Annotated in this window: 23 protein-coding genes; 18 read left to right on the top strand and 5 right to left on the bottom strand. The window is 64.9% G+C overall.

Annotated elements, in window-relative coordinates:
* Positions 1–33: 33 nt before the first annotated feature.
* The 4 genes from QCD70_RS17310 (at position 34) to QCD70_RS17295 (ending at position 5,009) form a co-directional block, all read left to right on the top strand.
* Positions 34–852: a hypothetical protein gene (locus QCD70_RS17310; protein WP_301218612.1), complete on the top strand. Its 819-nt coding sequence runs from the start codon at positions 34–36 to the stop codon at positions 850–852.
* Complete coding sequence (locus QCD70_RS17305) at positions 849–3,137, top strand: SDR family oxidoreductase (protein WP_301218610.1); 2,289 nt, start codon at positions 849–851, stop codon at positions 3,135–3,137. Before QCD70_RS17310 ends, QCD70_RS17305 begins: the two co-directional genes overlap by 4 nt.
* Positions 3,138–3,151: 14 nt before the next feature.
* Entirely contained in the window at positions 3,152–3,940 is a 789-nt protein-coding gene (locus QCD70_RS17300) for a ferritin-like domain-containing protein (RefSeq protein WP_301218608.1), read from the top strand.
* A gap of 85 nt (positions 3,941–4,025) precedes the next feature.
* Complete coding sequence (locus tag QCD70_RS17295; RefSeq protein ID WP_301218606.1) at positions 4,026–5,009, top strand: Gfo/Idh/MocA family protein; 984 nt, start codon at positions 4,026–4,028, stop codon at positions 5,007–5,009.
* A gap of 88 nt (positions 5,010–5,097) precedes the next feature.
* Here QCD70_RS17295 and QCD70_RS17290 read toward each other — a convergent pair whose 3' ends face one another.
* Positions 5,098–5,610, bottom strand: coding sequence for a hypothetical protein (locus QCD70_RS17290; protein ID WP_301218604.1), 513 nt, complete (start codon positions 5,608–5,610; stop codon positions 5,098–5,100).
* A gap of 379 nt (positions 5,611–5,989) precedes the next feature.
* Between QCD70_RS17290 and QCD70_RS17285 the strand changes: the two genes are divergently transcribed.
* The 5 genes from QCD70_RS17285 (at position 5,990) to QCD70_RS17265 (ending at position 11,237) form a co-directional block, all read left to right on the top strand.
* Entirely contained in the window at positions 5,990–6,694 is a 705-nt protein-coding gene (locus QCD70_RS17285) for a cohesin domain-containing protein (RefSeq protein ID WP_301218602.1), read from the top strand.
* Between the two features lie 71 nt (positions 6,695–6,765).
* Complete coding sequence (locus QCD70_RS17280; RefSeq protein ID WP_301218600.1) at positions 6,766–8,616, top strand: amidase family protein; 1,851 nt, start codon at positions 6,766–6,768, stop codon at positions 8,614–8,616.
* Positions 8,617–8,714: 98 nt separating this feature from the next.
* Positions 8,715–9,623: a DUF6578 domain-containing protein gene (locus tag QCD70_RS17275; RefSeq protein WP_301218598.1), complete on the top strand. Its 909-nt coding sequence runs from the start codon at positions 8,715–8,717 to the stop codon at positions 9,621–9,623.
* Positions 9,620–10,918 carry an MFS transporter gene (locus QCD70_RS17270; RefSeq protein WP_301218596.1) on the top strand — a complete coding sequence of 433 codons (1,299 nt, stop codon included), beginning with the start codon at positions 9,620–9,622 and terminating at the stop codon, positions 10,916–10,918. The genes QCD70_RS17275 and QCD70_RS17270 overlap by 4 nt, the downstream gene beginning before the upstream one ends.
* A 76-nt stretch (positions 10,919–10,994) precedes the next feature.
* Positions 10,995–11,237, top strand: a complete 243-nt coding sequence (locus QCD70_RS17265) for a hypothetical protein (RefSeq protein WP_301218594.1) — start codon at positions 10,995–10,997, stop codon at positions 11,235–11,237.
* A 19-nt stretch (positions 11,238–11,256) separates the two neighbouring features.
* Here the strand turns inward: QCD70_RS17265 and QCD70_RS17260 are convergent, their stop codons facing one another.
* Both QCD70_RS17260 and QCD70_RS17255 read right to left on the bottom strand, forming a co-directional pair.
* The gene (locus QCD70_RS17260) at positions 11,257–11,586 is read right to left on the bottom strand and encodes a hypothetical protein (protein ID WP_301218592.1); all 330 of its coding nucleotides are present in this window, start codon (positions 11,584–11,586) and stop codon (positions 11,257–11,259) included.
* A 316-nt stretch (positions 11,587–11,902) separates the two neighbouring features.
* Positions 11,903–12,622 (bottom strand): TetR/AcrR family transcriptional regulator, encoded by a 720-nt coding sequence (locus tag QCD70_RS17255; protein ID WP_301218590.1) that lies wholly within the window; start codon positions 12,620–12,622, stop codon positions 11,903–11,905.
* Positions 12,623–12,774: 152 nt separating this feature from the next.
* Between QCD70_RS17255 and QCD70_RS19270 the strand changes: the two genes are divergently transcribed.
* Positions 12,775–13,092, top strand: coding sequence for a helix-turn-helix domain-containing protein (locus tag QCD70_RS19270; RefSeq protein ID WP_367316743.1), 318 nt, complete (start codon positions 12,775–12,777; stop codon positions 13,090–13,092).
* A 118-nt stretch (positions 13,093–13,210) separates the two neighbouring features.
* Here the strand turns inward: QCD70_RS19270 and QCD70_RS17250 are convergent, their stop codons facing one another.
* Positions 13,211–13,621 (bottom strand): hypothetical protein, encoded by a 411-nt coding sequence (locus tag QCD70_RS17250; protein ID WP_301218588.1) that lies wholly within the window; start codon positions 13,619–13,621, stop codon positions 13,211–13,213.
* Between the two features lie 367 nt (positions 13,622–13,988).
* Here QCD70_RS17250 and QCD70_RS17245 point away from each other — a divergent pair, with 367 nt between their 5' ends.
* A complete protein-coding gene (locus QCD70_RS17245; protein ID WP_301218586.1) occupies positions 13,989–14,303 on the top strand; it encodes a hypothetical protein in 315 nt (104 codons plus the stop codon).
* Positions 14,304–14,374: 71 nt separating this feature from the next.
* Positions 14,375–16,123 carry a DUF4012 domain-containing protein gene (locus QCD70_RS17240; RefSeq protein WP_301218584.1) on the top strand — a complete coding sequence of 583 codons (1,749 nt, stop codon included), beginning with the start codon at positions 14,375–14,377 and terminating at the stop codon, positions 16,121–16,123.
* A gap of 4 nt (positions 16,124–16,127) precedes the next feature.
* Here QCD70_RS17240 and lepB read toward each other — a convergent pair whose 3' ends face one another.
* The gene (lepB, locus tag QCD70_RS17235; RefSeq protein WP_301218582.1) at positions 16,128–16,856 is read right to left on the bottom strand and encodes a signal peptidase I; all 729 of its coding nucleotides are present in this window, start codon (positions 16,854–16,856) and stop codon (positions 16,128–16,130) included.
* A gap of 77 nt (positions 16,857–16,933) precedes the next feature.
* On the opposite strand from lepB, the gene QCD70_RS17230 reads away from it, so the two are divergent.
* From QCD70_RS17230 to QCD70_RS17205, 6 genes are all read left to right on the top strand, one after another.
* A complete protein-coding gene (locus QCD70_RS17230) occupies positions 16,934–17,554 on the top strand; it encodes an arsenate reductase/protein-tyrosine-phosphatase family protein (RefSeq protein ID WP_301218580.1) in 621 nt (206 codons plus the stop codon).
* 124 nt (positions 17,555–17,678) lie between these two features.
* Entirely contained in the window at positions 17,679–18,671 is a 993-nt protein-coding gene (locus tag QCD70_RS17225) for a GDP-mannose 4,6-dehydratase (protein WP_301218578.1), read from the top strand.
* 2 nt (positions 18,672–18,673) lie between these two features.
* The gene (locus QCD70_RS17220) at positions 18,674–19,636 is read left to right on the top strand and encodes a GDP-mannose 4,6-dehydratase (RefSeq protein ID WP_301218576.1); all 963 of its coding nucleotides are present in this window, start codon (positions 18,674–18,676) and stop codon (positions 19,634–19,636) included.
* 216 nt (positions 19,637–19,852) lie between these two features.
* Positions 19,853–21,286 (top strand): sugar transferase, encoded by a 1,434-nt coding sequence (locus tag QCD70_RS17215; protein WP_301218574.1) that lies wholly within the window; start codon positions 19,853–19,855, stop codon positions 21,284–21,286.
* A gap of 12 nt (positions 21,287–21,298) precedes the next feature.
* Positions 21,299–21,838: a hypothetical protein gene (locus tag QCD70_RS17210; RefSeq protein ID WP_301218572.1), complete on the top strand. Its 540-nt coding sequence runs from the start codon at positions 21,299–21,301 to the stop codon at positions 21,836–21,838.
* Positions 21,784–22,410, top strand: a complete 627-nt coding sequence (locus QCD70_RS17205) for a glycosyltransferase (RefSeq protein ID WP_301218570.1) — start codon at positions 21,784–21,786, stop codon at positions 22,408–22,410. The genes QCD70_RS17210 and QCD70_RS17205 overlap by 55 nt, the downstream gene beginning before the upstream one ends.
* The last annotated feature ends 12 nt before the right edge of the window (positions 22,411–22,422 follow it).

Genomic DNA, 22,422 nt, shown 5'->3' with positions numbered 1-22,422 from the left:
CACGCGGGTTTTCGACCAGTCGGCAGGGCTTTCATGACATCCACAGATGCAACTTCGAGTGCGCGGTTCGACGTGCGGGCATTCGCCGGCACCGCCCGCGGAAATCTCCGTCCCGAGCTCCAGCTCGATGCCTACGACGGCGCGCAGCTCTCGGCCGATGCCGTGCATCTGCTGCGCTACCTCGGTCGCCTCGAGAGCGCCACGATGGAGCAGCTGCGCAACCTGCTCGTGACCGCCACCCACAAAGACGCCCGCGTCACGGCGTTCCTCGTCACCTGGGCCTTCGAGAAGTTCTGGATCGCCGATGCCATCGACCAGATCCTCGTGGCCAACGGAAGCACCGGCGCGCAGGTCGGCGACGAGGGCGCACCGCGCTCCGACCGGTCGGAGTCGGCCGAACGCCGCGGGCCCATCCGGCGCGCCATCCTCGCCATGGGGCAGGGTGTTCCGCTCACCGGCGTGCACATGACGACAGGCCTCATCGACGAATGGGTCATGGGCACGGCATATGCACGGCTGGATGCCCTCGCCGGCCACCCGACGCTCACCGCGACGATCGACACGGTCCGCGCTATCAAGAGCCGGCACGAATCGTTCTTCAGCGAAGAGGCGCGACGCAGGCTGGCCGACTCGCCCAAGACCGTCAGGCAGGCGGCGAATCACCTCGCGCACGCTGCCTGGCCGATCGGGGCCGTCGACCGCTCCGATTCAGACCGCACCTTCTTCGAACAGACCGTCTTCGGCGGAGCCGACGGACTCCAGCGCGCAACCACGATCGGAAACAGAGTGGCAGAACTTCCCGGCCTGACCCCGCAGATCGGCGACGCCGTCGCCCGGAAGCTGCGCTCGTGAGCGGCGCGACCGTGACCGGCGATCTCGGCAACGCGCACGTCTTCATCACGGGAGGCACGGGCTTCGTGGGCCAGGCCATCGTCGAGAGGCTGCTCTCGTCGCACCCCGACACCACGATCTCGCTGCTCATCCGCACCAAGGGCAGCACGACGGCCGAAGACCGCCTGCGCACGCTGCTGCGCAAGCCGGTGTTCGGACCCTGGCGCGAGCGCGTCGGCGAGGCCGAGGTCGAGCGCGCCGTGCGCGAGCGACTGCGGGTGATCGAGGGCGACCTCGCGACCGTGCCCGCTCTGCCCGACGATCTCGACGTCGTGATCCACAGCGCATCCACCGTGTCGTTCGACCCGCCCATCGACCAGGCGTTCGAGACCAACCTCGGCGGGGCCATCGCCCTGTACACGGCACTGGCCGAATCGGGCAGCGACGCCCACGTGGTGCACGTCTCGACGGCCTACGTCGGCGGCCTGCGCAAGGGCATCGTTCCCGAGGGGCGCCTGAAGCACGAGGTCGACTGGCGCGCAGAGCTCACCGCGGCCCGGGATGCGCGGGTGCGGGTCGAGATGGCGTCGCGGCAACCCGAGACACTGCGCACCTTCATGTCGGATGCGCGCGCCGTCCACGGCAAGGAGGGCCCGCAGGCGGTCGCCACCGCCGCAGAGACCGGCCGCGTCGAGTGGGTGCGCGAGCGTCTCGTCGACTACGGGCGCAGCCGGGCGCAGAGCCTCGGCTGGACAGACGTGTACACGCTCACAAAGTCGTTCGCCGAGCGCGCCGCCGAAGAGCTGTGGCGCGAGACCGGCCACCGACTGTCGGTCGTGCGCCCCGCCATCATCGAGAGCGCACTGCGGCACCCCTACCCCGGCTGGATCGACGGCTTCAAGGTGGCCGACCCGCTCGTGCTCGCCTATGCCCGCGGCAACCTCACGCAGTTCCCCGCCCTGCCGGACACCGTGCTCGACGTGATTCCCGTCGACTACGTGGTGAACGTCATCCTCGCCGTCGCGGCCACCCCGCCGACGCCCGAGTCCGAGGTCGACTCCGCGTACTATCACGTGAGCTCCGGCGCCCGGAACCCGCTGCCGATCCACCGCATGTTCACGAACATGAACGAGTTCTTCACGGCCAATCCGCTGCCGCATGAGAGCGACGGTCACATCGAGGTTCCGTACTGGACCTTCCCCGGAACCCGCAAGGTCGACCGGGTGCTGCACAATCAGGAGATCTGGAACGCCCGGCTCGAGAGGGCGCTCGAACGCCTCCCCTCGACCGAACGCACCCGCGTGCACGTGAAGAAGGCGCTCAAGCGCAAAGACGACCTCGAAAACCTGCGCACGTTCGTCGAGTTGTACCGGGCCTACGTGCAGACCGAGATCATCTTCGACGACCGCAACACCCGGGCGCTGCACAACTCCCTGCCCGCCGAGCTGCGCGACGACATCGGATTCGACGTGACCGCGATCGACTGGGAGGACTACCTGCAGAAGGTGCACTTCCCGTCGATCACGGCCCTCACGCGCGCATTCTCGCTGCGGCCCGCCGCGTCGGAGCGCGTGGCCAAGGCGCTCCCCGAGCGCAGTGACGTTCTCGCCGTCTTCGACTTCGAGGGCACCGTCGTCGACTCCAACATCGTCGAGCAGTACCTGTGGGTGCGCTCGGCCGGATTCCGCAAGGCGGCCTGGCCGAGCGAGGTGGCAAGCCTGCTCACGTCTCTGCCGGGCTATCTCAAGGCCGAGCACCGCGACCGTGGCGAGTTCATCCGCGCCTTCCTGCGCCGCTACAGCGGGATGCCGGCGAAACGGCTCGAGAAGGTCGTGTCGGGCGGATACCGAGAGACCCTGCTGCGGCACACGATGCCGTCGGCCATCGCGCGCATCGAGGAGCACCGCGCCGCCGGCCACCGCACCGTTCTCGTCACCGGGTCCATCGGCATCCTGGCGTCGCCGCTCGCCTCGCTCTTCGACGACGTCATCGCCGGATCGATGCACGAGCGCGACGGAATCCTGACCGGCTACCTGGCCCAGCCGCCGCTGGTCGACGAGGCGCGGGCGGCCTGGCTGCGCCGCTATGCCGAGACGCACGGCATGGACCTGTCGAAGTCGTACGGCTACGGCGACAGCCACGCAGACCTGGTGTGGCTGCAGCTCGTCGGAAATCCCACGGCGATCAACCCCGACACCAATCTCTCGCGTGAGGCGCTCCGAAGAAGATGGAGCATCCACAACTGGAAACGCGGCGCCCGCGGCGCATCCGCTCTGCCGCAATTCGCGAAGGGAACCGGAGAGTAAACTCTCCTCACACCATGGCATTCGACGTAGACAAATACACCGCCACCTCGGTGAGCGTGAACTGGGACGACCTCGACCTCGAGCGGTTCCGCGAACACCCTCTGCCCGAGGGCTCTCTGCGCACCCTGCGGTACATGGCCGATGTGGAATATCACACGGTCTGCTACACCCGTGACCTGCTCACCACGCCCTCCCATAAAGAGGCCGAGATGGGCGCATTCATGACCATGTGGAACCGCGAGGAGTTCTGGCACGGCGAGGCCCTCGCCACCGTCCTCGGCATCCACGGAATCCACGTCGACTTCGACGAGCTCAAGGCCAAGCGCCTCAAGCTCGGCTGGCGCGACAAGCTCGACCCCATCAAGCAGTCCGTCATCGGCAAGGTCGTCGGCGCCGACTTCGTGGCCGTGCACATGGCCTGGGGCGCCGCCAACGAGTGGTCGGCGATCACCGCCTACAACCGCATGGCCGCGCTCGAAGAAGACCCGGTGCTCGCCGAGCTGCTGAAGCGCATCGCCAAGCAGGAGGCGCGCCACGTGGCCTTCTACACCTCGCAGGCCCGCGAGCGACTCGCGAAGAGCTCGAAGGCGCAGAAGTTCGCGCGCTTCGCCCTGAGCAACTTCTGGGCGCCCGTCGGCTCCAGCATCATGGAGAAGAACGAGGTCAAGCACGTCATGGGTCACCTCATGGGCGGCGAAGACGGACGCAAGGCGGCGCGCAAGATCGACACCGCCATCAGCGGCCTGCCGGGCCTCGAGGGCCTCACGATCGTCGACGACTCCCTGAACGCGCTCGGCGTCTGACGCCCTTCCGTTCCCTGAGCCTGTCGAAGGGCTTCTTCGACAAGCTCAGGGAACGATGACGTTCGCTGTATGACACGCTGGAGTCATGCTCAGAATCGGAATCCTCGGCGCGGCCGGCATCGCCCCGAACGCCATCATCACCCCCGCACGTCGTCGCGACGACGTCGAGATCGCGGCCGTCGCATCCCGCAGCGAGTCGTCGGCGAACGCCTACGCGGCCGCCCACGCGATCCCGCGCTCCTACGGAGGCTACGAGCGCCTGCTGGCCGACCCCGACATCGACCTCATCTACAACGCCCTGCCCCCGTCCGAGCACTCCCGCTGGTCGATCGCGGCCCTCGAGTCGGGCAAGAACGTACTCTGCGAGAAGCCCTTCGCCATGTCGGCCGCCGAGGCCGAGCTCATGACCACGGCCGCCACCGACACGGGCCTGCGCCTCATCGAGGCCTTCCACGACCGCTACCACCCGCTGAGCGCCGAGATCGACCGCATCGTCGCCTCGGGGCGGCTCGGCGAGATCGTCTCGGCACACGCCGACTTCACCGCATCCATTCCCTTCGATCCGGCATCGATCCGCCACGACCCGGCAGTGGGCGGCGGATCGCTCATGGATCTCGGGTGCTACCCGCTGCACCAGCTGCGCGCGTTGATGGCGAGCGAGCCAGAGGTTCTGGATGCGATGGCGACGGTCAACTCGATGGGTGCCGATCTCAGCATGGATGCGTCGCTGCGGTTCGCGTCGGGCGCCTCGGCGCGCGTGACCTGCAGCATGGTCGAGGGTGCGGAGCTGAACTCCTCGCTCGACGTCGTGGGCACCCTCGGCAGCCTGCATGTCGACAACCTCGTGTTCCCGTCGAAGGGGCACACGATCAGCGAGACCCGCGACGGCATCTCCCGCAATTCCACCGTGTCCGGGCTCGAGACCTACGACCACCAGCTCGCGGCCGTGGTCGAGGGGCTCGCGAGCGGCGAGCGTCTGCTCACCGAGGGCACCGATTCCGTGGCGCAGATGCAGGCCATCGACGCGATCTACACGGCGGCCGGGTTCGACCGCGCGGCGCTGCGGTGAGTTGACGCTTCGGTGCACTCCACGCGGCTGAGATGACGCTTCGGGCCAACCGAAGTGCCATCTCTCGAGGTGCGCGGTGCCGAAAGTGTCAATCCAACGTGAGCACGCTCACGCGGTCGGCGAGGTAGCGGTCGAGGGTCGAGACTCCGCGGCCGGGACTCGACAGGTCCCAGTGCACGACGACCGTGCCGTCGCGAACCTGCAACGGGCCCGAGCCGGCATCCAGGCTCTCGTCGTCGAGGGCGAGCGGAACGAAGCGATGGTTCACGACCTCGCCCTCGGGGAACTTTCCTCGCGCCGCGGCGCGGCGGTCGTCGCGTCTGGCCTCGGCCTCGGCCGACCGGTTCGTGACCGCGCGCAGCGGTTCGATGGCCCGCGTCACGTCGCCCGTCTCGTAGACGCCGCCGTCGCGGTCGACGAGCAGAACTCCGAGCCTCCATGCCCGGCCGGCCGGGGCGATCATCGGCGCGGTCTTGAACACCGAGAAGCCGCGCGGCTCGCGCATCACGCCGAGCGCCTCGTCGTGTACGCCCTGGCTCACGAGCGAGTCGATGGAGCGGGCCACCAGCCGGCGCACCTGCTCGGAGGGAGACTCTTCCATTGCAGCAGACTACTTGCGTCCGCGCTCGGAACACGCTGATGTGCGCGGCGCTGAGACCGCACCTCCGAGTGCAGACCGGCGTGGTTCGACTCGTTCGCGACGCATCGGGGCCTCGATCGGCCTTCCGATGCGATGATCCTTCAACTTTGTTACCAGCACGAAACATCGGTGAAACGGTGCAGATCGTGCCCGCGGATACTGTGAGGATTCCTGCACCACTCTCCCGCTGACCGCACCCGATCCCGTCGGCGACCCGCTCCCCCTGCTCGACAGAACCTCCGACCCTGAGCCGGAACTGGCCCGCACACGGAGCTCTTCGTCGCGCCCGTCGACTCGTCGGCCAGCATCCCCACAGTGAAGAAAGAAGGACCACGTCCTGATGAAACACACCGCATCTCGCCTGCGAGCAGTCCTCGCCGCCGGCGGCATCGCCCTCGGCCTCTCGATGGTCGCGGCGTCACCCGCGCTCGCCGCCCCCACGACCACCGTGACCATGACGGCGACCCCCGAGGTCGAGGCCGGCGACGTCGTCGACGCCTCCGTTGCGCTCGCCGGCACGGTCGACGCCTACAGCTACGCGATCACAGTGACGTTCGACCCCGCTCTGCTCGACTACGTCGACGGCAGCGCGTCCGAGGGTCCGGCCGGAGGATTCGACAGCGTCGAGGAGGCAGCCGGCAGCGTCACGATCCTGCACAGCCGTCTCGGAACGTCACCCGCCCTCGCGGGCGACCTCGCCGCATCCCTGCAGTTCACCAGCCTGGCCGCCGGCGACGCGACCCTCACGACATCCGTGACCCTCGTCGACACGGTCGGCGCCACCACCGTTCTGGCCGACGCGGCGACCGCACCCGTGACCATCACCGCCGTTCCCGTCGAGACCACACCGCCGACCACGACGACGCCACCGACCTCGGGCGGCGACCCGACCCCCACCCCGACCGCCGCACCCGCCTCGTCGTCCAACGGCGACGGCTCCCTGGCCATCACCGGCTTCGGTGCCGGAGCCCTGGCCGTCTTCGCCATCGCCGCTCTCGGCGTCGGCTTCGTGGCGCTCCGCCGCCGGTCTGCGGGCGCCCGATGAGCCGCCGACCCCGTACCCCCGAATCCGCATCCGGGATCAGCCGATCCCCCTTCTCGCAGAGGAACACCCCCGTGATCTCACGACGCGTTCGCCAGACGGCAATCGCAGCGACAGGCATCATCTCGATGCTCGCCGTCGGCACCCTCGCGGCCGCTCCGGCCAGCGCCGACCCCGTTGTCGCAGAACCCGCGACCGGTGTCTTTCTCGCGCCGTACTACACCGAACTCGACCTGACGGGCGACGACCAGGTCGCCGACGACGACCTGCAGCTGCTCGCCGACAGCCTCGGAGCGACCAGCTCGTCGCCCGAGTGGGCCTCGGTGCAGACGGGCGACGTGGATGCCGACGGCACGATCACGGTGACAGACATCGCCGCGGTCTCGAGCCGCATCATCTACGACGACGGCCCCTTCGACATCGTCGAGGCGTCGACCATCGACATGCAGGCCGCGATGAACGCCGGGGTCACCACCTCGGTGGCGCTGACGCAGGAGTACTTCGACCGCATAGCGGCCTACGACAAGGCCAAGATCGATCCCGCCCAGAACGGACGCGCGCTCAACTCGATCATCACGACGAGCACCGTCGCGCTGGAGGCAGCCGCGGCCGCGGATGCGATGCGCGCCGAGCAGGGGATGACGAGCATGCTGCTCGGAATCCCGATCGCCGTGAAGGACAACTACGACACGGCCGACATGGTCACGACCGGCGGCTGCGGCTGCTGGGACGCGAACCAGACCTCCGATGACGCGTTCATGGTGAAGAGCCTGCGCGACGCGGGAGCGATCATCCTCGCCAAGGCCAGCCTCGACGAGTTCGCCTTCGGCTTCGCCTCCGAGTACTCCTCGTTCCAGCCCGCCGGAACGTCGACCCTCGTGGCGAGCCCGTACGTGACGAGCAGGACGGCCGGTGGCTCCAGCGGAGGAACGGGAGCGGCGATCGCGGCGAACCTCGCCGGCATCGGCTTCGGCACCGACACGGGCGGCTCGATCCGGATCCCCTCGACGTACAACCAGCTCGTCGGCATCCGGCCCACCGTCGGCCTGACCAGCCGCGACGGCATCATCCCGCTGGCACTGAGCCAGGACACCGGTGGACCGATCGCACGCAGCGTCAGCGACGCGGCCGTCGCGCTCGACGCCGTCGTGGGGGTCGACCCGAACGACGCGATCACGGCCGAGCAGACCGGTCTGGTTCCCGACTCCTACACCGAGTACCTCGACCCGACGGCGCTGGCCGGCACACGAATCGGCTTCTCCGCATCCATGATCGGCGCGAACGCCACCGACGTGCGTCTGTGGGCAGCGGCGAAGGCCACGCTCGAGGCGCAGGGCGCCACGGTAGTGGAGCTCACAGGAGCCGACGCGGCACTGCTCACGACCGTCATGGGCGAAGGCAGTGGAAGCACGAACGAGTTCAAGCACGACCTCGCCATCTACGCGCAGAACCACCTGTCGCCGGCGGTCACTGCGCGAAGCCTGACGCAGATCGTGGACTCGGGCACGTTCGTGCCGTCGCGCAAGAGCACCTACGTTCAGCGTGAAGCGGTCACCGAGCAGACGTACCAGAACTGGGCAGGCCCGACCGGAACGCACACCACGTTCATCGCGAACGCCAGCACGAACGTGACCGCCCTGATGGACTCGCTCGACCTCGACTCGATCGTGTACCCGTCGGGCACGCCTTACGGCACCAACGGCAACAACATGCGCCTGAGTCCGAACACGGGCATGCCCGCGGTCACGGTTCCCATGGGCCAGACGTCGACCGACGATGGCCCGAATGCCATTCCGAACGCCGGAGTCAACCTGGAGTTCCTCGGCCACAACTACGACGAGGGCACCCTCATCGGCCTCGCCTACGCGTTCGAGCAGGCCACGCACTACCGCACCACCCCGGCGCTGTATCCGGATCTGCCCTAGCCGGCAGGCCCTGCACCGTCGGTTCCGGATGCCCGTCTCCCCCGCTTCGTGCGGCGGGAGGCGGGCATTCCGCGTTCAGACATCCCTAGGCTGGGCACATGCGCATCGATGTGGTCGTCTCCGGATGGGAGCAGAGCTGCTGCGGTCCGGCATTCACGCGCGGCACCGAGGCGACGGTCTCGATCGTCGCGCGCGATCCGGCCCTGGCCGAGACGGATGCCCCGGCTCGATTCCTCGAGGAGCATCACGGCCAGACGCCCGACGACGTACCCCGACTCGAGGTGACGGGCACGATCGCCCGCATCGCCGGTGTGACCTACGAGAGGCGACGCCACCCCGGATCACACGAGGTAACTGGCATCGGACCCGCGATCACGGCATCGTCCGTTCTCGATGCGGTCGCCGAGCGCAGCACGGGCGGATTCGACGGATTGATCCTGACGCTCGACATCGACGACCGGGCCGAGCTGCCCGCATTCGTCGAGCAGACGTCGATCGTCGAACAGGAGACCCGGCGGAAGGAGCTCGTCGCGCGTCGCGCACGCGACGCCATAGGCACGCTGCTTCGGACATTGGCCGACGACACCCGACGCGATTACGCCTCCGTCGCCGAGATCGCGCGCAGCGAAGACGGGGCGGCTGTGTCGATCACGCCGACCGCGCGAGGGACGGCGAGCATGTCGTGGTCCCGCTCCGGCGAGGCAGACGACATCCTGTGGCTCACCGCCGGTGACGGGCGGTGGAGGTTGGCCGCAAGCCTCGACACGGTTCACGATCTTCGCCTGATCGTCGAATCCGTCGCGTCCGGACGGATCCGCGAAAGCGTTCGCAGCGACGAGTCCTCCGGCTCGTTCGACACCGTCATCACGGGCGCAGATGGCCGGACCTGGTCTGCAAGCCGGCCCATCTCGTCGATGAGCCTCGGAGGAGGGGTCGTCGCGATGTCCGGTGGAGCGCGGAAGCGACTCGACGCGGGCGACCACGGCTACGAATCGTGGACCGTATGACCGACGAGTTCCCGTCTGCCGAGCACCGGCGGAGGGCCATGAAACGCCTGCATCCCGCGTGGGTCGTCGCCGCCGTCGCGTTCCTCGCGCTCGTGGGCGCCGCCGGCTTCCGCGCCGCGCCGAGCGTGCTGATGCTCCCGCTCGAGCAGGAGTTCGGCTGGTCGATCACCGAGCTCTCGTTCGCCGTCACGGTCAACCTGCTGCTCTACGGCCTGATGGCCCCGTTCGCTGCTGCCCTCATGGCCCGTTTCGGCATGCGGGCCGTCACGTCGAGCGCGCTGGTGCTGGTGGCGGCGGGCGCCGGGTTGTCGACGCTGGCGACGGCCCCGTGGATGCTGGTGCTCACGTGGGGCGTGCTCATCGGCCTGGGCACGGGGTCGATGGCCCTCGTCTTCGCGGCGACGGTGGCGGACCAGTGGTTCGTTCGACGTCGCGGGCTCGTCGTCGGCATCCTGACCGCCGGCAGCGCGACCGGGCAGCTGGCCTTCCTGCCGTTCATCGCGATCCTCGTCGAGAACGCCGGCTGGCGGCAGGCATCCCTGCTCGTGGCCGTCGGGGCCCTCATCGTGGTGCCGCTCGTGCTTCTCTTTCTCCGCAATCGTCCGGCCGATCTGGGTCTCACCCCGTTCGGGGCTCCGGGCGACTTCGTCGCCCCGCCGCGACCTCGCGGCAATGTGGTGCGCCTCACTCTGTCGACCCTCGCGAGGGCCAGCCGTGTCCGCACCTTCTGGGCGCTCGTCGCCGGATTCGCGATCTGCGGGGCGACGACCAACGGGCTCGTGGGAACGCACTTCATTCCGAGTGCCCACGACCACGGCATGCCCCAGACGACGGCGGCCGGCCTGCTCGCGGTAGTCGGAATCTTCGACATCGTCGGCACCATCGCATCCGGCTGGCTGACCGACCGCGTGAACCCGCGCATCCTGCTCGCCGTCTACTACGCGGGCCGTGGTCTCGGTCTCGCCGTGCTGCCGTTCCTGCTCTCGGAGGCCGTGCATCCGCCGATCGTGGTGTTCATCGTGATCTACGGCCTCGACTGGGTGGCAACCGTGCCACCGACCGTCGCGCTGTGCCGCGAGATCTTCGGGCCAGACGGGCCGATCGTGTTCGGGTGGGTCTTCGCGTCGCACCAGATCGGCGCGGCCATCGCGGCGACGGTCGCGGGCGTCGTGCGCGACACCACCGGCGAGTACACGCTGGCCTGGTTCGGAGCGGCGGGCCTTTGCGTCGTGGCTGCCGTGGTGAGCATCGCCATCTCGACCAAGCCGAGATCACTGGTGCCGAGCGACTCCTGATCAGCGGGGTCTCCTCGACGCGATCGCGATATGATTAGCGCACTAACCATTTTGGCGCCAAGCATTCGAGGATCAGTTGACCCGGCCGGCACGCAAGCCCAACCCCATGAACCCCTTCGACGGAAAGCCGGGGTTCATCAACAACCTCAACCGCATCGTCTACTCGTTCACAGGGCCGGCGCAGGTCGGAATCGGGCGGCCCGAAGATCCGTACGTGGCGCCGACCGACCCGCACTGCCCGCTCTGCGGCAGGTCGATGACGCTGCACACCATCGACAGAAGCGGCGAGCGCACGCAGTTGCACTGCCCGTCGGAGTAGCGCGAAACATCTCGCGCGCTCAGCTCCACGCCCACGACGCCAGCACCGACTCGGCAAGTGCGATCGCGTTGTCTTGCGAGATGGCCTCGCCGAACAAGAACGTGACGGCGTACTGGTTCGTCGCGTGCGAGAACTGGTACACGTGCACGAAGTAGTTCTTATCTGTGCCGCCGAACTGACCGCTCACGTGCGCCGCTTCGGATTCGGCAACCAGCACCGGGGCATGCACGGCGACATTCATCCCGCCTGCTTTTTCCAGATCCTGTCTTGCAGTGGATTCGAGCACTGCGGCCATGTCGCCGCCGCCATCGGACACAACGACGTTCACGTTGGTGGCGAAAGCGGTCACCGGCTGAACCTCGGCCGCGATCGTGTCGGCGCCGGGATCCAGCGACGGGTCGCGCGGGCCCAGCCTCGAGGCACGGAATAGCTGTATCCATTGCCGGCGATCGTCGAACCTTCGGCCGGCTTCGCGCCGAGCGGAGCGGGTCCGACGGACGCCGCGGACGATGGGTCGATCCGCGAAGGGTCGTCGGGTTCTGACGGATTAAACGAGCAGCCACTCGCTCCGAACGTAATCGCAAGAGCAAGAAGGGCGATCGGCAACATCCAGGCAGTCTTCATGCCCTGAATGTAGCAATTTGGCTAATAAACGACAAAATAAGTCAGAGAGATGAGATTTTTGGCTGTCCGGAGTGTTCGTCGAATACAGACCCCAGAAAACCCACAACCGTGTTCTCGCACGCAGAAATCCAGATAGGATCCCCCTCGTCCGAGAACAGAAAGGCTCGCCGAATCAACGAATCGGCCAGCCGGAGTCCCAACTCGAGTCTTTGTCGGGCCGCACGACCAACCTTGATGCCGCAGTACTCCGTGATCAGTGACCCGAAAAACAGTGCGAGCCGATTCGACTCGTTCAGGCTCGGCTCCCGCGCGATCTCTGCGACAGGAGCATCGCCATCTCTGTAGCTTCGCGCTCGTATTTCGACGTGCATCATGATTATGTCACGCCACGACTCAACGGTCGTAGCATCCAGATAGTCGGCAACGTCGTTCAAATAGCGCCATCGGCTTTGCGAGACAAGGGCTCCCCGTAAGGCATGAATGTCATCAAAGTAGCGAAAGACTCCGGGGCCGGTCACACCCGCGCGTGCCGCGATCCCGCCGAGAGAGGCACTCAGCCCCTCCTCGGCATGAACCTGGCGAGCGGCTTCGAGAACCGCAACGACCGTGTCATGCGATCTCTGCTGCACCGGAAGCGTCCGATAGAAGCGCGAGTCGCCGATGACAGACCCTTCTATCAACGCCCGGCTCCATCTATTGCCGGTAATCCTGGGGCGCGGGTTGCGAGTCACGGCTTCCTTGATCAAGTGAGTGGAGCCCATCGGCTCGTCGATACATCACACACTATAAAACATGTTGTATTCAAACGGCAAAAAGGCCCCCTATGCCTCGATAACCCCAACCCTCATGCCATACTCGAAAAATCCCGGTATACAGGGTCGTATAAATATGGTTAACAGCTGAACATCTGAAGATGATTTGGTCAAACGCTGCCGCACGGCTCCTCGGGATTCGTATCAAGCAGCTACGGAAGGACCGCGGCCTCACGCAGGAGAATCTCGCTCATGCCGCAGGGATTACAAAGAACGCGATTCAGCTCATTGAGTCTGGACGTGGTTCCGCCCGCGAAGACGGCCCACCCTCGAACCTGCGACTCACGAGCCTGTTTGGACTAGCCGAAGCGCTCGGCACTAGTCCAGCTGAGCTGATCCTGGGACTGGAGCACCCGTCAGCTTCCGTCGAAACAGACAAGGCAAAGCATGACGAGAAACTCTCCGAACTGGCCCCCTAGACCGGGGCGCATTTGCCAGGACGCGAGCGCAGTCCTACTGAAGCGCAAGCAGTCCAGCCACGTCGGCGAAGTGCGAGGCTTCGGACATGAAGGCACACAATTGAACCGCCGAGAGCGATCATGCCAACTGCCAGCCGTCGAACTGGGAGCCGTAGCGCTTCTGACCAATTCTGGACTCGGCATCGTCCTCCGTGATACGCCGCCCAGTCGGGTCCAAGAGAATCCAGTCAAAACTACCCTCGACGCTCGGCAGGCGCGGCAGCCATCGGTATCCGTGGAGGGGGAACCGCTTGTTGCGCGACTTGCGGTGCGAATCGCACAGAGTCTTGCCCCTGGCCTTCGTCTCCAGCACCTTCTCTTGCACGCGGCCCTCACCCCGCCCGCGACGGCCATCGGCAGCGGACGGACGACGCGAAAATCTAGCGGCAGGAAACGTCTTCTCGCAGCCCGGACAGAACTTCAGGTCATGAATATGAGGGGTAGCCGCATCCATGTACTGCTTGCAGACCACACAGTGTCTTGTCGTCATCACCAAAGGCGTAGAAACAATCCCCGACACCGGACTCCCGCAACGAACATAAGCCCATCACTATGGAGCGACCTACCGAAGATCGGCTCCAGCAGGTCCACCGCGCAGGGCGAGGCACCAGAGAAATCGGGCGTCTGACGACTCGCACTCCAACCGATGGGAGCGCTCAAGTTAAATTAACGTTTTGTGCTTTTCGAGGTAATCTTGCTTAATTAGCACAAGACGGCAACAATGAGTTAAATTCATTCGCATCGGCGAAAGGATCTTTTCAGGGGACAGCCGGCACCACAGCGCCTGCCGTTGGTCAAGGAAAACGCAGGGGAATCTCCCCATCTTTAATGTTTAGTGAATCGGGTTTGGACTTGATATGAGCAACAATTTTGGCCTCAAGTTATCTCTCGGCCTCGAGGAGGCCCTGACTAAGACTCTCAACGAGTGGGGAAGCCTGAACGGCCTATCCGCCCTGACATGGCGAATGGTGCCTTTCGCTGAGAGCCCATCTCTGGAAGGTCGGCCCGTCGATGAAGAAGCCGACCCCGAGGAGCTAACTAGCCGGTGGGCGGCCGCCTTGCAGATGACGAAGAACTCGCATCCGTTGCGCGGTGGCGTATCGACCTGGTTCGTCGATCTCGACACGTGGTACATCGAGATCTCGTCCGAACCGCTCTTCTTCGGCGAGTGAGCACATCGGCATCCCGGAGCCATTCCGCTAGGCGGTCGTCGCACCGCAGGACGAAGCGTCGACGAAAACTGGTGATTCGCCTCAGTGTGGTGGGAGTCCTTCTTTTCGTGGTGTTCGCCGTAGGGTGGCTGGGCTTCAAGACGCTCACGGTCAAGACCGAGCTGGAGACCGCTCAGAGCCTCACGTCGGAACTCACCGCGCAGGCATCCGAACTCGACTTCTCCGGTCTCGTCAGAACCACAGCAGAACTGAGTGAGCACTCGTCGGCCGCGGCACAAGCAACCGACGATCCGATCTGGCGACTGGCCGAGGCCGTGCCGTATGTCGGCGACAACCTGCGTGGCATTCGCGTTGTGGCCGAGTCGCTGAGCCAGATCTCCACACAGGTGGCGCAACCGGCCGCCCTGCTAGCCAACAACCTTAAACTGGGCGCCGATCCGGCCACCGGCGCCGTCGACCTCACCCCTTTGGACAGGGCGGATGAGCTGCTCGACGCTGCAACCGAGGTGCTCGACTCCGCACAGCTGAAAGTGAACACCGTCGATACCGGTCGCACGGTAGGACCGGTGTCCGACGCCCTGGCACAGCTGACTCAGATCGTCGACGAGTCACCCCCGGTAATCACGAGCGCCCGGGATTACGTGACATTCGCGGGGGCGCTTCTGGGAAAGGACGGGCCACGCAACTATCTGCTCGCCTTTCAGAACAACGCTGAAGCCACCGCCCTCGGGGGCGTCTCAGCCTCGTTCACGCTTCTGCACACAGAGGCGGGTGTCGTGACCATCACCGATGCGGCCAGTAGCGGCGACTTTCACCCCGGCGAACTCCTCACCGTTCCCGTGGACCCGAGCGCGGTCGAGCTGACATCCGGGCTTCTCGGCTACTCGAATCTGGCAACGGCCAGACCGGACTTCCCCACTGCGGGGACTCTGCTTCAGGCATACTGGGCGCGAGATCGAGGGGTGCAGGTCGACGGCGTCATCTCGATGGACCCGACCGTTCTCGCACACCTCCTCCGGGCAACGGGCCCCGTCCCGATTTCAGACGGGCAGACGCTGACCGCCGAGAATGCCGTGCAACTGCTGACCAACACCATCTATTTCATGTACGACAGTTACACCGAGCCAGAGAAAGCCGACAACTTCTTCCATGCCGCGGCAGCTGCCGTTGTCACGAAAGTGCAGTCGGGCGACTTCGACCTCAAGGAGATGATCAAGGCCCTCACGGTCGGCACCGATCAGGGCAGCATCATGGTCTGGAGCTCCAGGCCCGACGAGCAGTCGCTGCTCGACGGCAGTCGCCTTCAGGGCACCCTGCCGCGAGACAACCAAGATGCGACGGTCGTCGGCGTCTACTTCCGTGATCAGTCCGCGTCGAAGATCGACTACTACCTCGACAGCTCGACAACGACGACGAGCGACATCTGCACGGGCGCAGCGAGCCCGACTATAACGACGACCGTGCAGCTCTCCTCCATTCTGACCCAGGCAGAGGCCGATGCGCTTCCCCGATATGTGAAGAGCTCTCCCTTCGGTTCGAAGTACTTCGGCACGGAGATCCAGATCTATGGGCCGGTGGGCGCCACGTTGACCGACGCACACATCGTCGTCGAGGGGCGGGAGACTCTGCTCTATCCTGCCGTCGACGACCTCGGACGCCCGGTCGCCAAATTCACGGTGTATCTCGAATACGGCCAGACAGGAGAGATCTCGACCACGTTCACAGGAGCCGACGGCGTCTACGGCCCCCTCGAGGTGCGCGGAACGCCCATGATCCGTCCTACGCAACGAACGGTCGCAGACTCCGTTCCCTGCGGGTGATGACCTAGAAAGTCGTCCACCGATTGAGCGGCAGCACGAGAAGGAATACCCGCCCGATCAGCCCCGACCGATCGGCGAACTTCGCGCATCCGGCACTGTCCGCAACACGACAGGCGAAAACGGAATCATCGCTCCGCGACCTATGGTCGCCGAGCACGAGAAACTCGCCCTCCTTGACGGTGATCGGCGCGAAGCATCTCATCGAGGCGGGTTCGGTCTGACAATCCAGAACACCGGATGCGAATGGATAGTCCTCATAGACATAGGGCTCCGCTAACGGGGTTCCGTCGCGAAGCACCTGACCTTTCGCGTCGCAACACGAGATCGTCTCTCCCGGTGAGCCGATGACCCTCTTGACCAGGAGATGATCCAGGCTCGGCCCCACCCCCGTGACTCCACCGATCCAGCGGAGCGCGTAGTGCACCGGGTCCATGTCTGCCGTCGGCGCTGAACCCCACTGCTCGTTGCCAGTGAAGGCGACGATGTCGCCATCGCTCGGCGGCGCGAACCGGTAGGCGTTCCGATCGACCAGCACCCTGTCGCCGACAAGGAGCGTGCGCTCCATCGATCCGGACGGAACGTAGTACACCTTCACGACGCACGCCTGAATGACGAATATGACGACGCATGCGGCAAGCAGGTTGAACCAGAAACTGCGCCGGATGCGACGCCACACGCGAGAGGATCGGCGATCGGTCATCGACGCAGGGCCCGGTTCGATCAGGTCAGTCATACGTACAGTATCTAACGCAACAGAATGTTTTACATCTTGCTAGGATGAAGATCATTGCCGACCGCGACAGGGGGATCATGCCAACCACAAACCATCAGTCGCGGCCATTCACGATCGTCGCCGTCTGCACCGGCAACATCTGCCGCTCGCCGCTCGCGGCGCAACTACTCCAGGCGCGTTTCGACGACACCGGACTTGCCGCCTCTTTCGACGTCGAGAGCGCCGGCCTCTCTGCCGTCGTCGGCGCACCCATGGATCAGATTCCGGCCGAGATCTCCGAGCGGCTCGGCGGCGACCCCGGCGCGCACGCGGGGCGGCAGCTCACATCCATGACCGCCGAGGGCGCCGACCTCATTCTGACCATGACTCGAGCTCAGCGCGACGAGGTCGTGAGGGACTTCCCGCGTCTGCTGCGGCGGGCCTTCACCGTCTCGGAGTTCGTGCAGCTACTGGCCATGGACCCCCGACACAGTCCCGACGCGGTCGAAGCCGACTCCTCCACCGCGGTCTGGCGGGCGAAGGTCAAGGAGTTCTCCCGCATCCGGAGTCGCGTCGTGCTGACCGGCCGTGACGACATCGCCGACCCGTATCGCCAATCGCGAGAGATACACGAAACGGTGGGCGAACAGATCTCTCTGGCGATGTCTCACATCGCCCACTCGATGGCCGGCCTCGCGATCACCGTGCTGTCTGAATAGAGCCCACCATCGCATCCTGGCAAGCGGTGGATTGAAGGTTTGCAAAACATTTTGACTAGAATGATGCGCAACGTATTGTTATTTACTCTCGGGAATCCGCTTCCCGTCGCACGATAGGAAGATTATGCCCCGCGCACTCATCTCAGGCATCACAGGTCAAGACGGGCTGTACCTCGCAGAACTCCTGCTGGCAAAGGGGTACGTGGTCTACGGGTTGATGCGCGGACAGAACAACCCCAAGCGAGAACTCGTGGAACAGACGGTGCCCGGCGTGCACCTGGTCACCGGCGACCTCACCGATATCTCGAGCATTCTGCGTGCCCTCGAAGCCTCACAGCCCGACGAGTTCTACAACCTCGGGGCCATCTCTTTCGTCGCGTACTCCTGGGAGAACGCACGAATCACCTCGGACGTCACCGGGCTCGGCGTCTTGAATGCATTGGAAGCGCTGAGGCTGTTCTCACCGACCGATCCGAAACGAGTCCGTTTCTATCAGGCGTCGAGCTCGGAGATGTTCGGCAAGGTCCAAACAGTGCCGCAGACCGAAGAGACTCTGCTCTGGCCCCGCTCCCCCTACGGGGTCGCCAAGGTCTACGGCCACTACATGACAATCAACTACCGTGAGTCCTACGGCATGCACGCGTCGAGCGGCATCCTCTTCAATCACGAGTCACCCCGACGCGGGCCGGAGTTCGTCACCAGAAAAATCACCCAGGCCGTAGCGAGGATCTCACTCGGCATGCAGGACGGCATCATGCTCGGCAACCTCGAGGCCCGCCGCGACTGGGGCTTCGCCGGTGACTACGTCGAGGCCATGTGGCGGATGCTGCAGATGGACGAGGCCGACGACTACGTCATCTCCACGAACGAGACGCATTCCATCAGAGAATTCCTCGAACTCGCCTTCTCCGAGGTCGGCATCGATGACTGGTCGCACCTCGTATCCTTCGACCCGAGCTTCACCCGCCCCGCCGAGGTGGATCTCCTCATCGGGGATTCCACGAAAGCGCAAAGCCGGTTGGGGTGGGCTCCGACCGTCGACTTCCCCACCCTTGTGTCGTTGATGGTCAAGCACGATGTCGAAGAACAGGAACGGCTCCTCGTTCGAGCCGGCTGACGATGCCCGTAGCGCTGATTACGGGAATCTCGGGCCAGGACGGCTGGTATCTCTCCCGGTCTCTTCTGCAGCGGGGGTACACCGTGCATGGGGTTGTTCGGCAGCAAAGCCAGGCGAAATTGGACCCCCGCATCGAGGTGCACCGCATCCGCTCGGATTCGCTGGTCGAGATATCGGCCGTTGTCGCAGCCAGCAATCCCGACGAGATCTACAACCTCGCCGCCATCAGCTCCGTCTACACGTCGTGGATCGAGCCGGTTCACACAGCCGCGGTCAATGCATTGGCCGTTGCGCAGCTGTTGGAGTCCGCTTGGCAGCTTCAGGAGCGCGAGGGACGACAGGTGCGATTCGTGCAGGCATCCAGTGCGGAGCTCTTCGGGAGGGCGCTCTCGTCTCCGCAGACCGAGCGCACGCCGATCGCCCCGTCATCACCCTACGGAGCCGCCAAGGCATATGCGCACCACATGGTGGACGTGTACCGCCAGCGAGGACTCTTCGCCGCCAGCTGCATCCTCTACAACCATGAGTCACCGCGTCGGCCGGAATCTTTCGTCACCCGCAAGATCACGGTCGCTGCCGCACGCATCGCCGCAGGCCGCCAGAACGAGCTGTTCCTGGGTGGACTGAACACGCGGCGGGACTGGGGCTGGGCTCCCGACTACTGCGAAGCCATGCGTCTGGCCGCCTCAGCCGCCGATCCCGACGATTTCGTTGTGGCGTCTGGCGAAACACACTCCATCGAGGAGTTCGTTCAACGGGCCTTCCTGAGAGCCGGAATCCCCGACTGGCGTCGCTTCGTCACCGTCGACAGCGCCCTCACGCGCCCTGTCGATCCTTCAAGCCAGGTCGGTGATCCACTGCGCATCGAAGATCGGCTTCATTGGCGCCGCACGATGTCGTTCGCCGACATCGTCGACGCGATGGTCGATTCCGATATCGCGCTCATGAACCAGTCAACGACGTAGTCCATGTACAACACGACTTGTTTTGTAGTAATCAATACGGCATGATGTTCAAAACACGTTGCGAACTACATTCGCGCACCAGCGAAATACGTGTACTCACTGCATGCGGGTGACGGGCGGGACCCATGCGTCTACAGAGCCGAGAGGGCGCACACCATGAGTCGTATCGAAGAAATACGCCGAGTCGAGGGCGAAGAACAGCCTCCGCCGTCGACATTGACGTGGTCCCGCAAGTACTCCGCGAGGCTTGTTGTCAGCGACGTGATCATCGTGATCGCAGTCATATTTCTCACCCAGTTCTTCTATGTCGGCCCGTCGACCCGCTACGTCGAACTCAGCGGAAGACTCGCCGTGACGCCGATCGAATACACAGCCGTCTCCGTAGTCCTCGCCGGCGCATGGATTGCCGTGCTGGCGATCTACGGAACTCGGGCGCCCCACCACATCGGATACGGAACCACCGAGTACAGGTCGGTCATCGACGCATCGATCCGACTGCTGGGAATCGCCGCTCTTGCCGCCTACCTGATGAAGATGGATCTGTCCCGTGGATACTTCCTCCTCGCTTTCCCTGTCGGAATCGCGTTGCTGTGCCTGGAGCGTCTCGTCTGGCGCAGGTGGCTGGCAGCGAGGCGGAAACGGAGGGAGTTCTCGGCGAACGTTCTGATCATCGGGTCCGAGGTCTCCTCTTCGCGCATAGCCCAGGAGCTCGCGAAGCAGACTCAGGCAGGCCTGAACGTCGTCGGGGTCTGCATTCCGACGGGTATCGCCGGAAGTCATATTGCAGGCACCGATATCCCCATCCTCGGCAACCTCGAGCAACTCGGGTCGGCACTGGAGGCCTCGGGGGCCGATACCGTGCTGATCTCCAGTAGCGACGAAGTTCCACCAGAGAGAGTTCGAGAGATCAGCTGGATGCTCGATTCGGGGCGGCAGCATCTGCTCGTCGCACCGAGCCTCACCGATGTGGCGGGCCCCCGCATTCACATGCGCCCGGTCGCCGGCCTGCCGTTGGTCCACGTCGAGATGCCGAAGTTCGAGGGCCGCCAGAGGTTCGCAAAGCGACTCTTCGACATCGTGGGGTCAGGGGTCATGCTCGCCGTCTTCTCTCCCCTCTTCCTTGTCGTCTCGTTCCTCGTGCGGCAGTCGGGACCAGGAGACGTGTTCTACCGCCAGGAGCGTGTCGGCATCAACGGTCAGCCGTTCGGCATGATCAAGTTCCGCTCTATGGTCGACGGTGCCGACGCATCTCTCCTCGACCTGCTCGAGCAGCAGGGAAGCGACGGAACCCCTCTCCACAAGGTGCGTAACGACCCGCGGGTCACACCCGTAGGCAAGATCCTGCGCAAGTACTCCATCGACGAATTCCCACAGCTCGTCAACGTCTTCATGGGAAGCATGAGCCTCGTCGGCCCCCGCCCACAGCGCGACGGCGAAGTCGCACTGTACGACGACGCCGCGCGGCGCCGACTCATCGTCAAGCCCGGCATGAGCGGCCTCTGGCAGGTCAGCGGACGGTCGTCACTGTCGTGGGACGACGCGATTCGATTGGATCTGTACTACATCGAGAACTGGTCCCTCACCCGTGACATCTCCATCCTGCTGAGGACCGTCAAGGCGGTCGTGGCGCCTGGAGACTCCGCCCATTAGGTGGCTCGTGTGATGGCCGGTGGAGTCATCGTTCATGAGTGGGTTGAGAAGATCGGCGGCTCGGAGAACGTCTTCCAGGCGATGGCGGAGTCGCTCCCCGACGCGGATCTCCTCTGCCTGTGGAACAACGCGCCTGAACGCTTCCCGAACCGCCTCGTGCGGGAGTCGTTCCTGGCGAGGACGCCACTCCGAGGTCGCAAAGCCTTGGCGCTACCGATCCTCCCATTCGTCTGGCGAGGGCAGCAGAACCACGACTACGACTGGGCTCTTGTGAGCAGCCACGCCTTCGCGCAGCAGGTCTCATTCAAGAATCAGAAGAAGGACTTCCGCAAGCTTCTCTACGTCTACACGCCGGCCCGTTACGTCTGGACGCCTGAACTGGACGTTCGCGGAAGCAACGCACTGGTCAGGGCCGCGTCCGGCCCGCTGAAAACCATAGACCGACGCCGCGCGAAGCGACGAGTATCGCCGTCATCTCCTCGTTCGTCGGCAGACGCGTGCAGGACACCTGGCGGCAGGACACAGAAGTCATCTACCCGCCCGTCGATGTGACCGAGATCCAAGCCGTCGAGGACTGGTCCGCTCGTCTGAACGACCAGGAGCTGGTCGTCCTGAGATCCCTGCCGGACGGCTACCTTCTCGGCGCATCACGCCTCGTTCCCTACAAGAGGCTCGACCTGGTCATTCGTGCTGGGGAGGCATCCCGTCGCCCCGTCGTCATCGCAGGTTCAGGGCCGGAAGAGGATGCCCTCCGGACTCTCGCCAGGCACGCCGACGTCGATGTGCGTTTCGTGGATTCGCCGTCGAACAGCCTCCTCCGGGCCCTGTATCAGCGTGCCTTCGCCTTCGTATTCCCGGCGGTCGAGGATTTCGGCATCATGCCCGTCGAGGCGATGGCCCTCGGTACCCCCGTCATCGGCAGGAACCTCGGCGGCGTCAGCGAGACGGTAGCGGATGGCGTGACTGGCGTCCTCGTCGACGACTGGTCCTCCCCCGAGCTCGCTTCGCTGATCCGACGACTTGATGAATTGGACAAAACGACGATCAGGGCGCACTCGGTGAACTTCTCAAAGGAGAAATTCGTCGCTCATCTTCACAGTTGGATGTCCGACAGCTTGCGATGACGTCCCCGCCTC

It is taken from the genome of Agreia sp. PsM10 (assembly GCF_030433855.1).
GTDB lineage: Bacteria > Actinomycetota > Actinomycetes > Actinomycetales > Microbacteriaceae > Agreia.
This window is presented reverse-complemented; position numbering and strand designations above follow the sequence as displayed.

Bases quoted from the DNA above. Each gene is read 5' to 3' on its own strand.
- QCD70_RS17310 (WP_301218612.1), top strand. From the start codon at position 34: ATGACATCCACAGATGCAACTTCGAGTGCGCGGTTCGACGTGCGGGCA.
- QCD70_RS17300 (WP_301218608.1), top strand. From the start codon at position 3,152: ATGGCATTCGACGTAGACAAATACACCGCCACCTCGGTGAGCGTGAAC.
- QCD70_RS17295 (WP_301218606.1), top strand. From the start codon at position 4,026: ATGCTCAGAATCGGAATCCTCGGCGCGGCCGGCATCGCCCCGAACGCC.
- QCD70_RS17290 (WP_301218604.1), bottom strand. From the start codon at position 5,610: ATGGAAGAGTCTCCCTCCGAGCAGGTGCGCCGGCTGGTGGCCCGCTCC.
- QCD70_RS17285 (WP_301218602.1), top strand. From the start codon at position 5,990: ATGAAACACACCGCATCTCGCCTGCGAGCAGTCCTCGCCGCCGGCGGC.
- QCD70_RS17275 (WP_301218598.1), top strand. From the start codon at position 8,715: ATGCGCATCGATGTGGTCGTCTCCGGATGGGAGCAGAGCTGCTGCGGT.
- QCD70_RS17270 (WP_301218596.1), top strand. From the start codon at position 9,620: ATGACCGACGAGTTCCCGTCTGCCGAGCACCGGCGGAGGGCCATGAAA.
- QCD70_RS17255 (WP_301218590.1), bottom strand. From the start codon at position 12,622: ATGGGCTCCACTCACTTGATCAAGGAAGCCGTGACTCGCAACCCGCGC.
- QCD70_RS19270 (WP_367316743.1), top strand. From the start codon at position 12,775: ATGATTTGGTCAAACGCTGCCGCACGGCTCCTCGGGATTCGTATCAAG.
- QCD70_RS17250 (WP_301218588.1), bottom strand. From the start codon at position 13,621: ATGACGACAAGACACTGTGTGGTCTGCAAGCAGTACATGGATGCGGCT.
- QCD70_RS17245 (WP_301218586.1), top strand. From the start codon at position 13,989: ATGAGCAACAATTTTGGCCTCAAGTTATCTCTCGGCCTCGAGGAGGCC.
- lepB (WP_301218582.1), bottom strand. From the start codon at position 16,856: ATGACTGACCTGATCGAACCGGGCCCTGCGTCGATGACCGATCGCCGA.
- QCD70_RS17230 (WP_301218580.1), top strand. From the start codon at position 16,934: ATGCCAACCACAAACCATCAGTCGCGGCCATTCACGATCGTCGCCGTC.
- QCD70_RS17225 (WP_301218578.1), top strand. From the start codon at position 17,679: ATGCCCCGCGCACTCATCTCAGGCATCACAGGTCAAGACGGGCTGTAC.
- QCD70_RS17220 (WP_301218576.1), top strand. From the start codon at position 18,674: ATGCCCGTAGCGCTGATTACGGGAATCTCGGGCCAGGACGGCTGGTAT.
- QCD70_RS17210 (WP_301218572.1), top strand. From the start codon at position 21,299: ATGGCCGGTGGAGTCATCGTTCATGAGTGGGTTGAGAAGATCGGCGGC.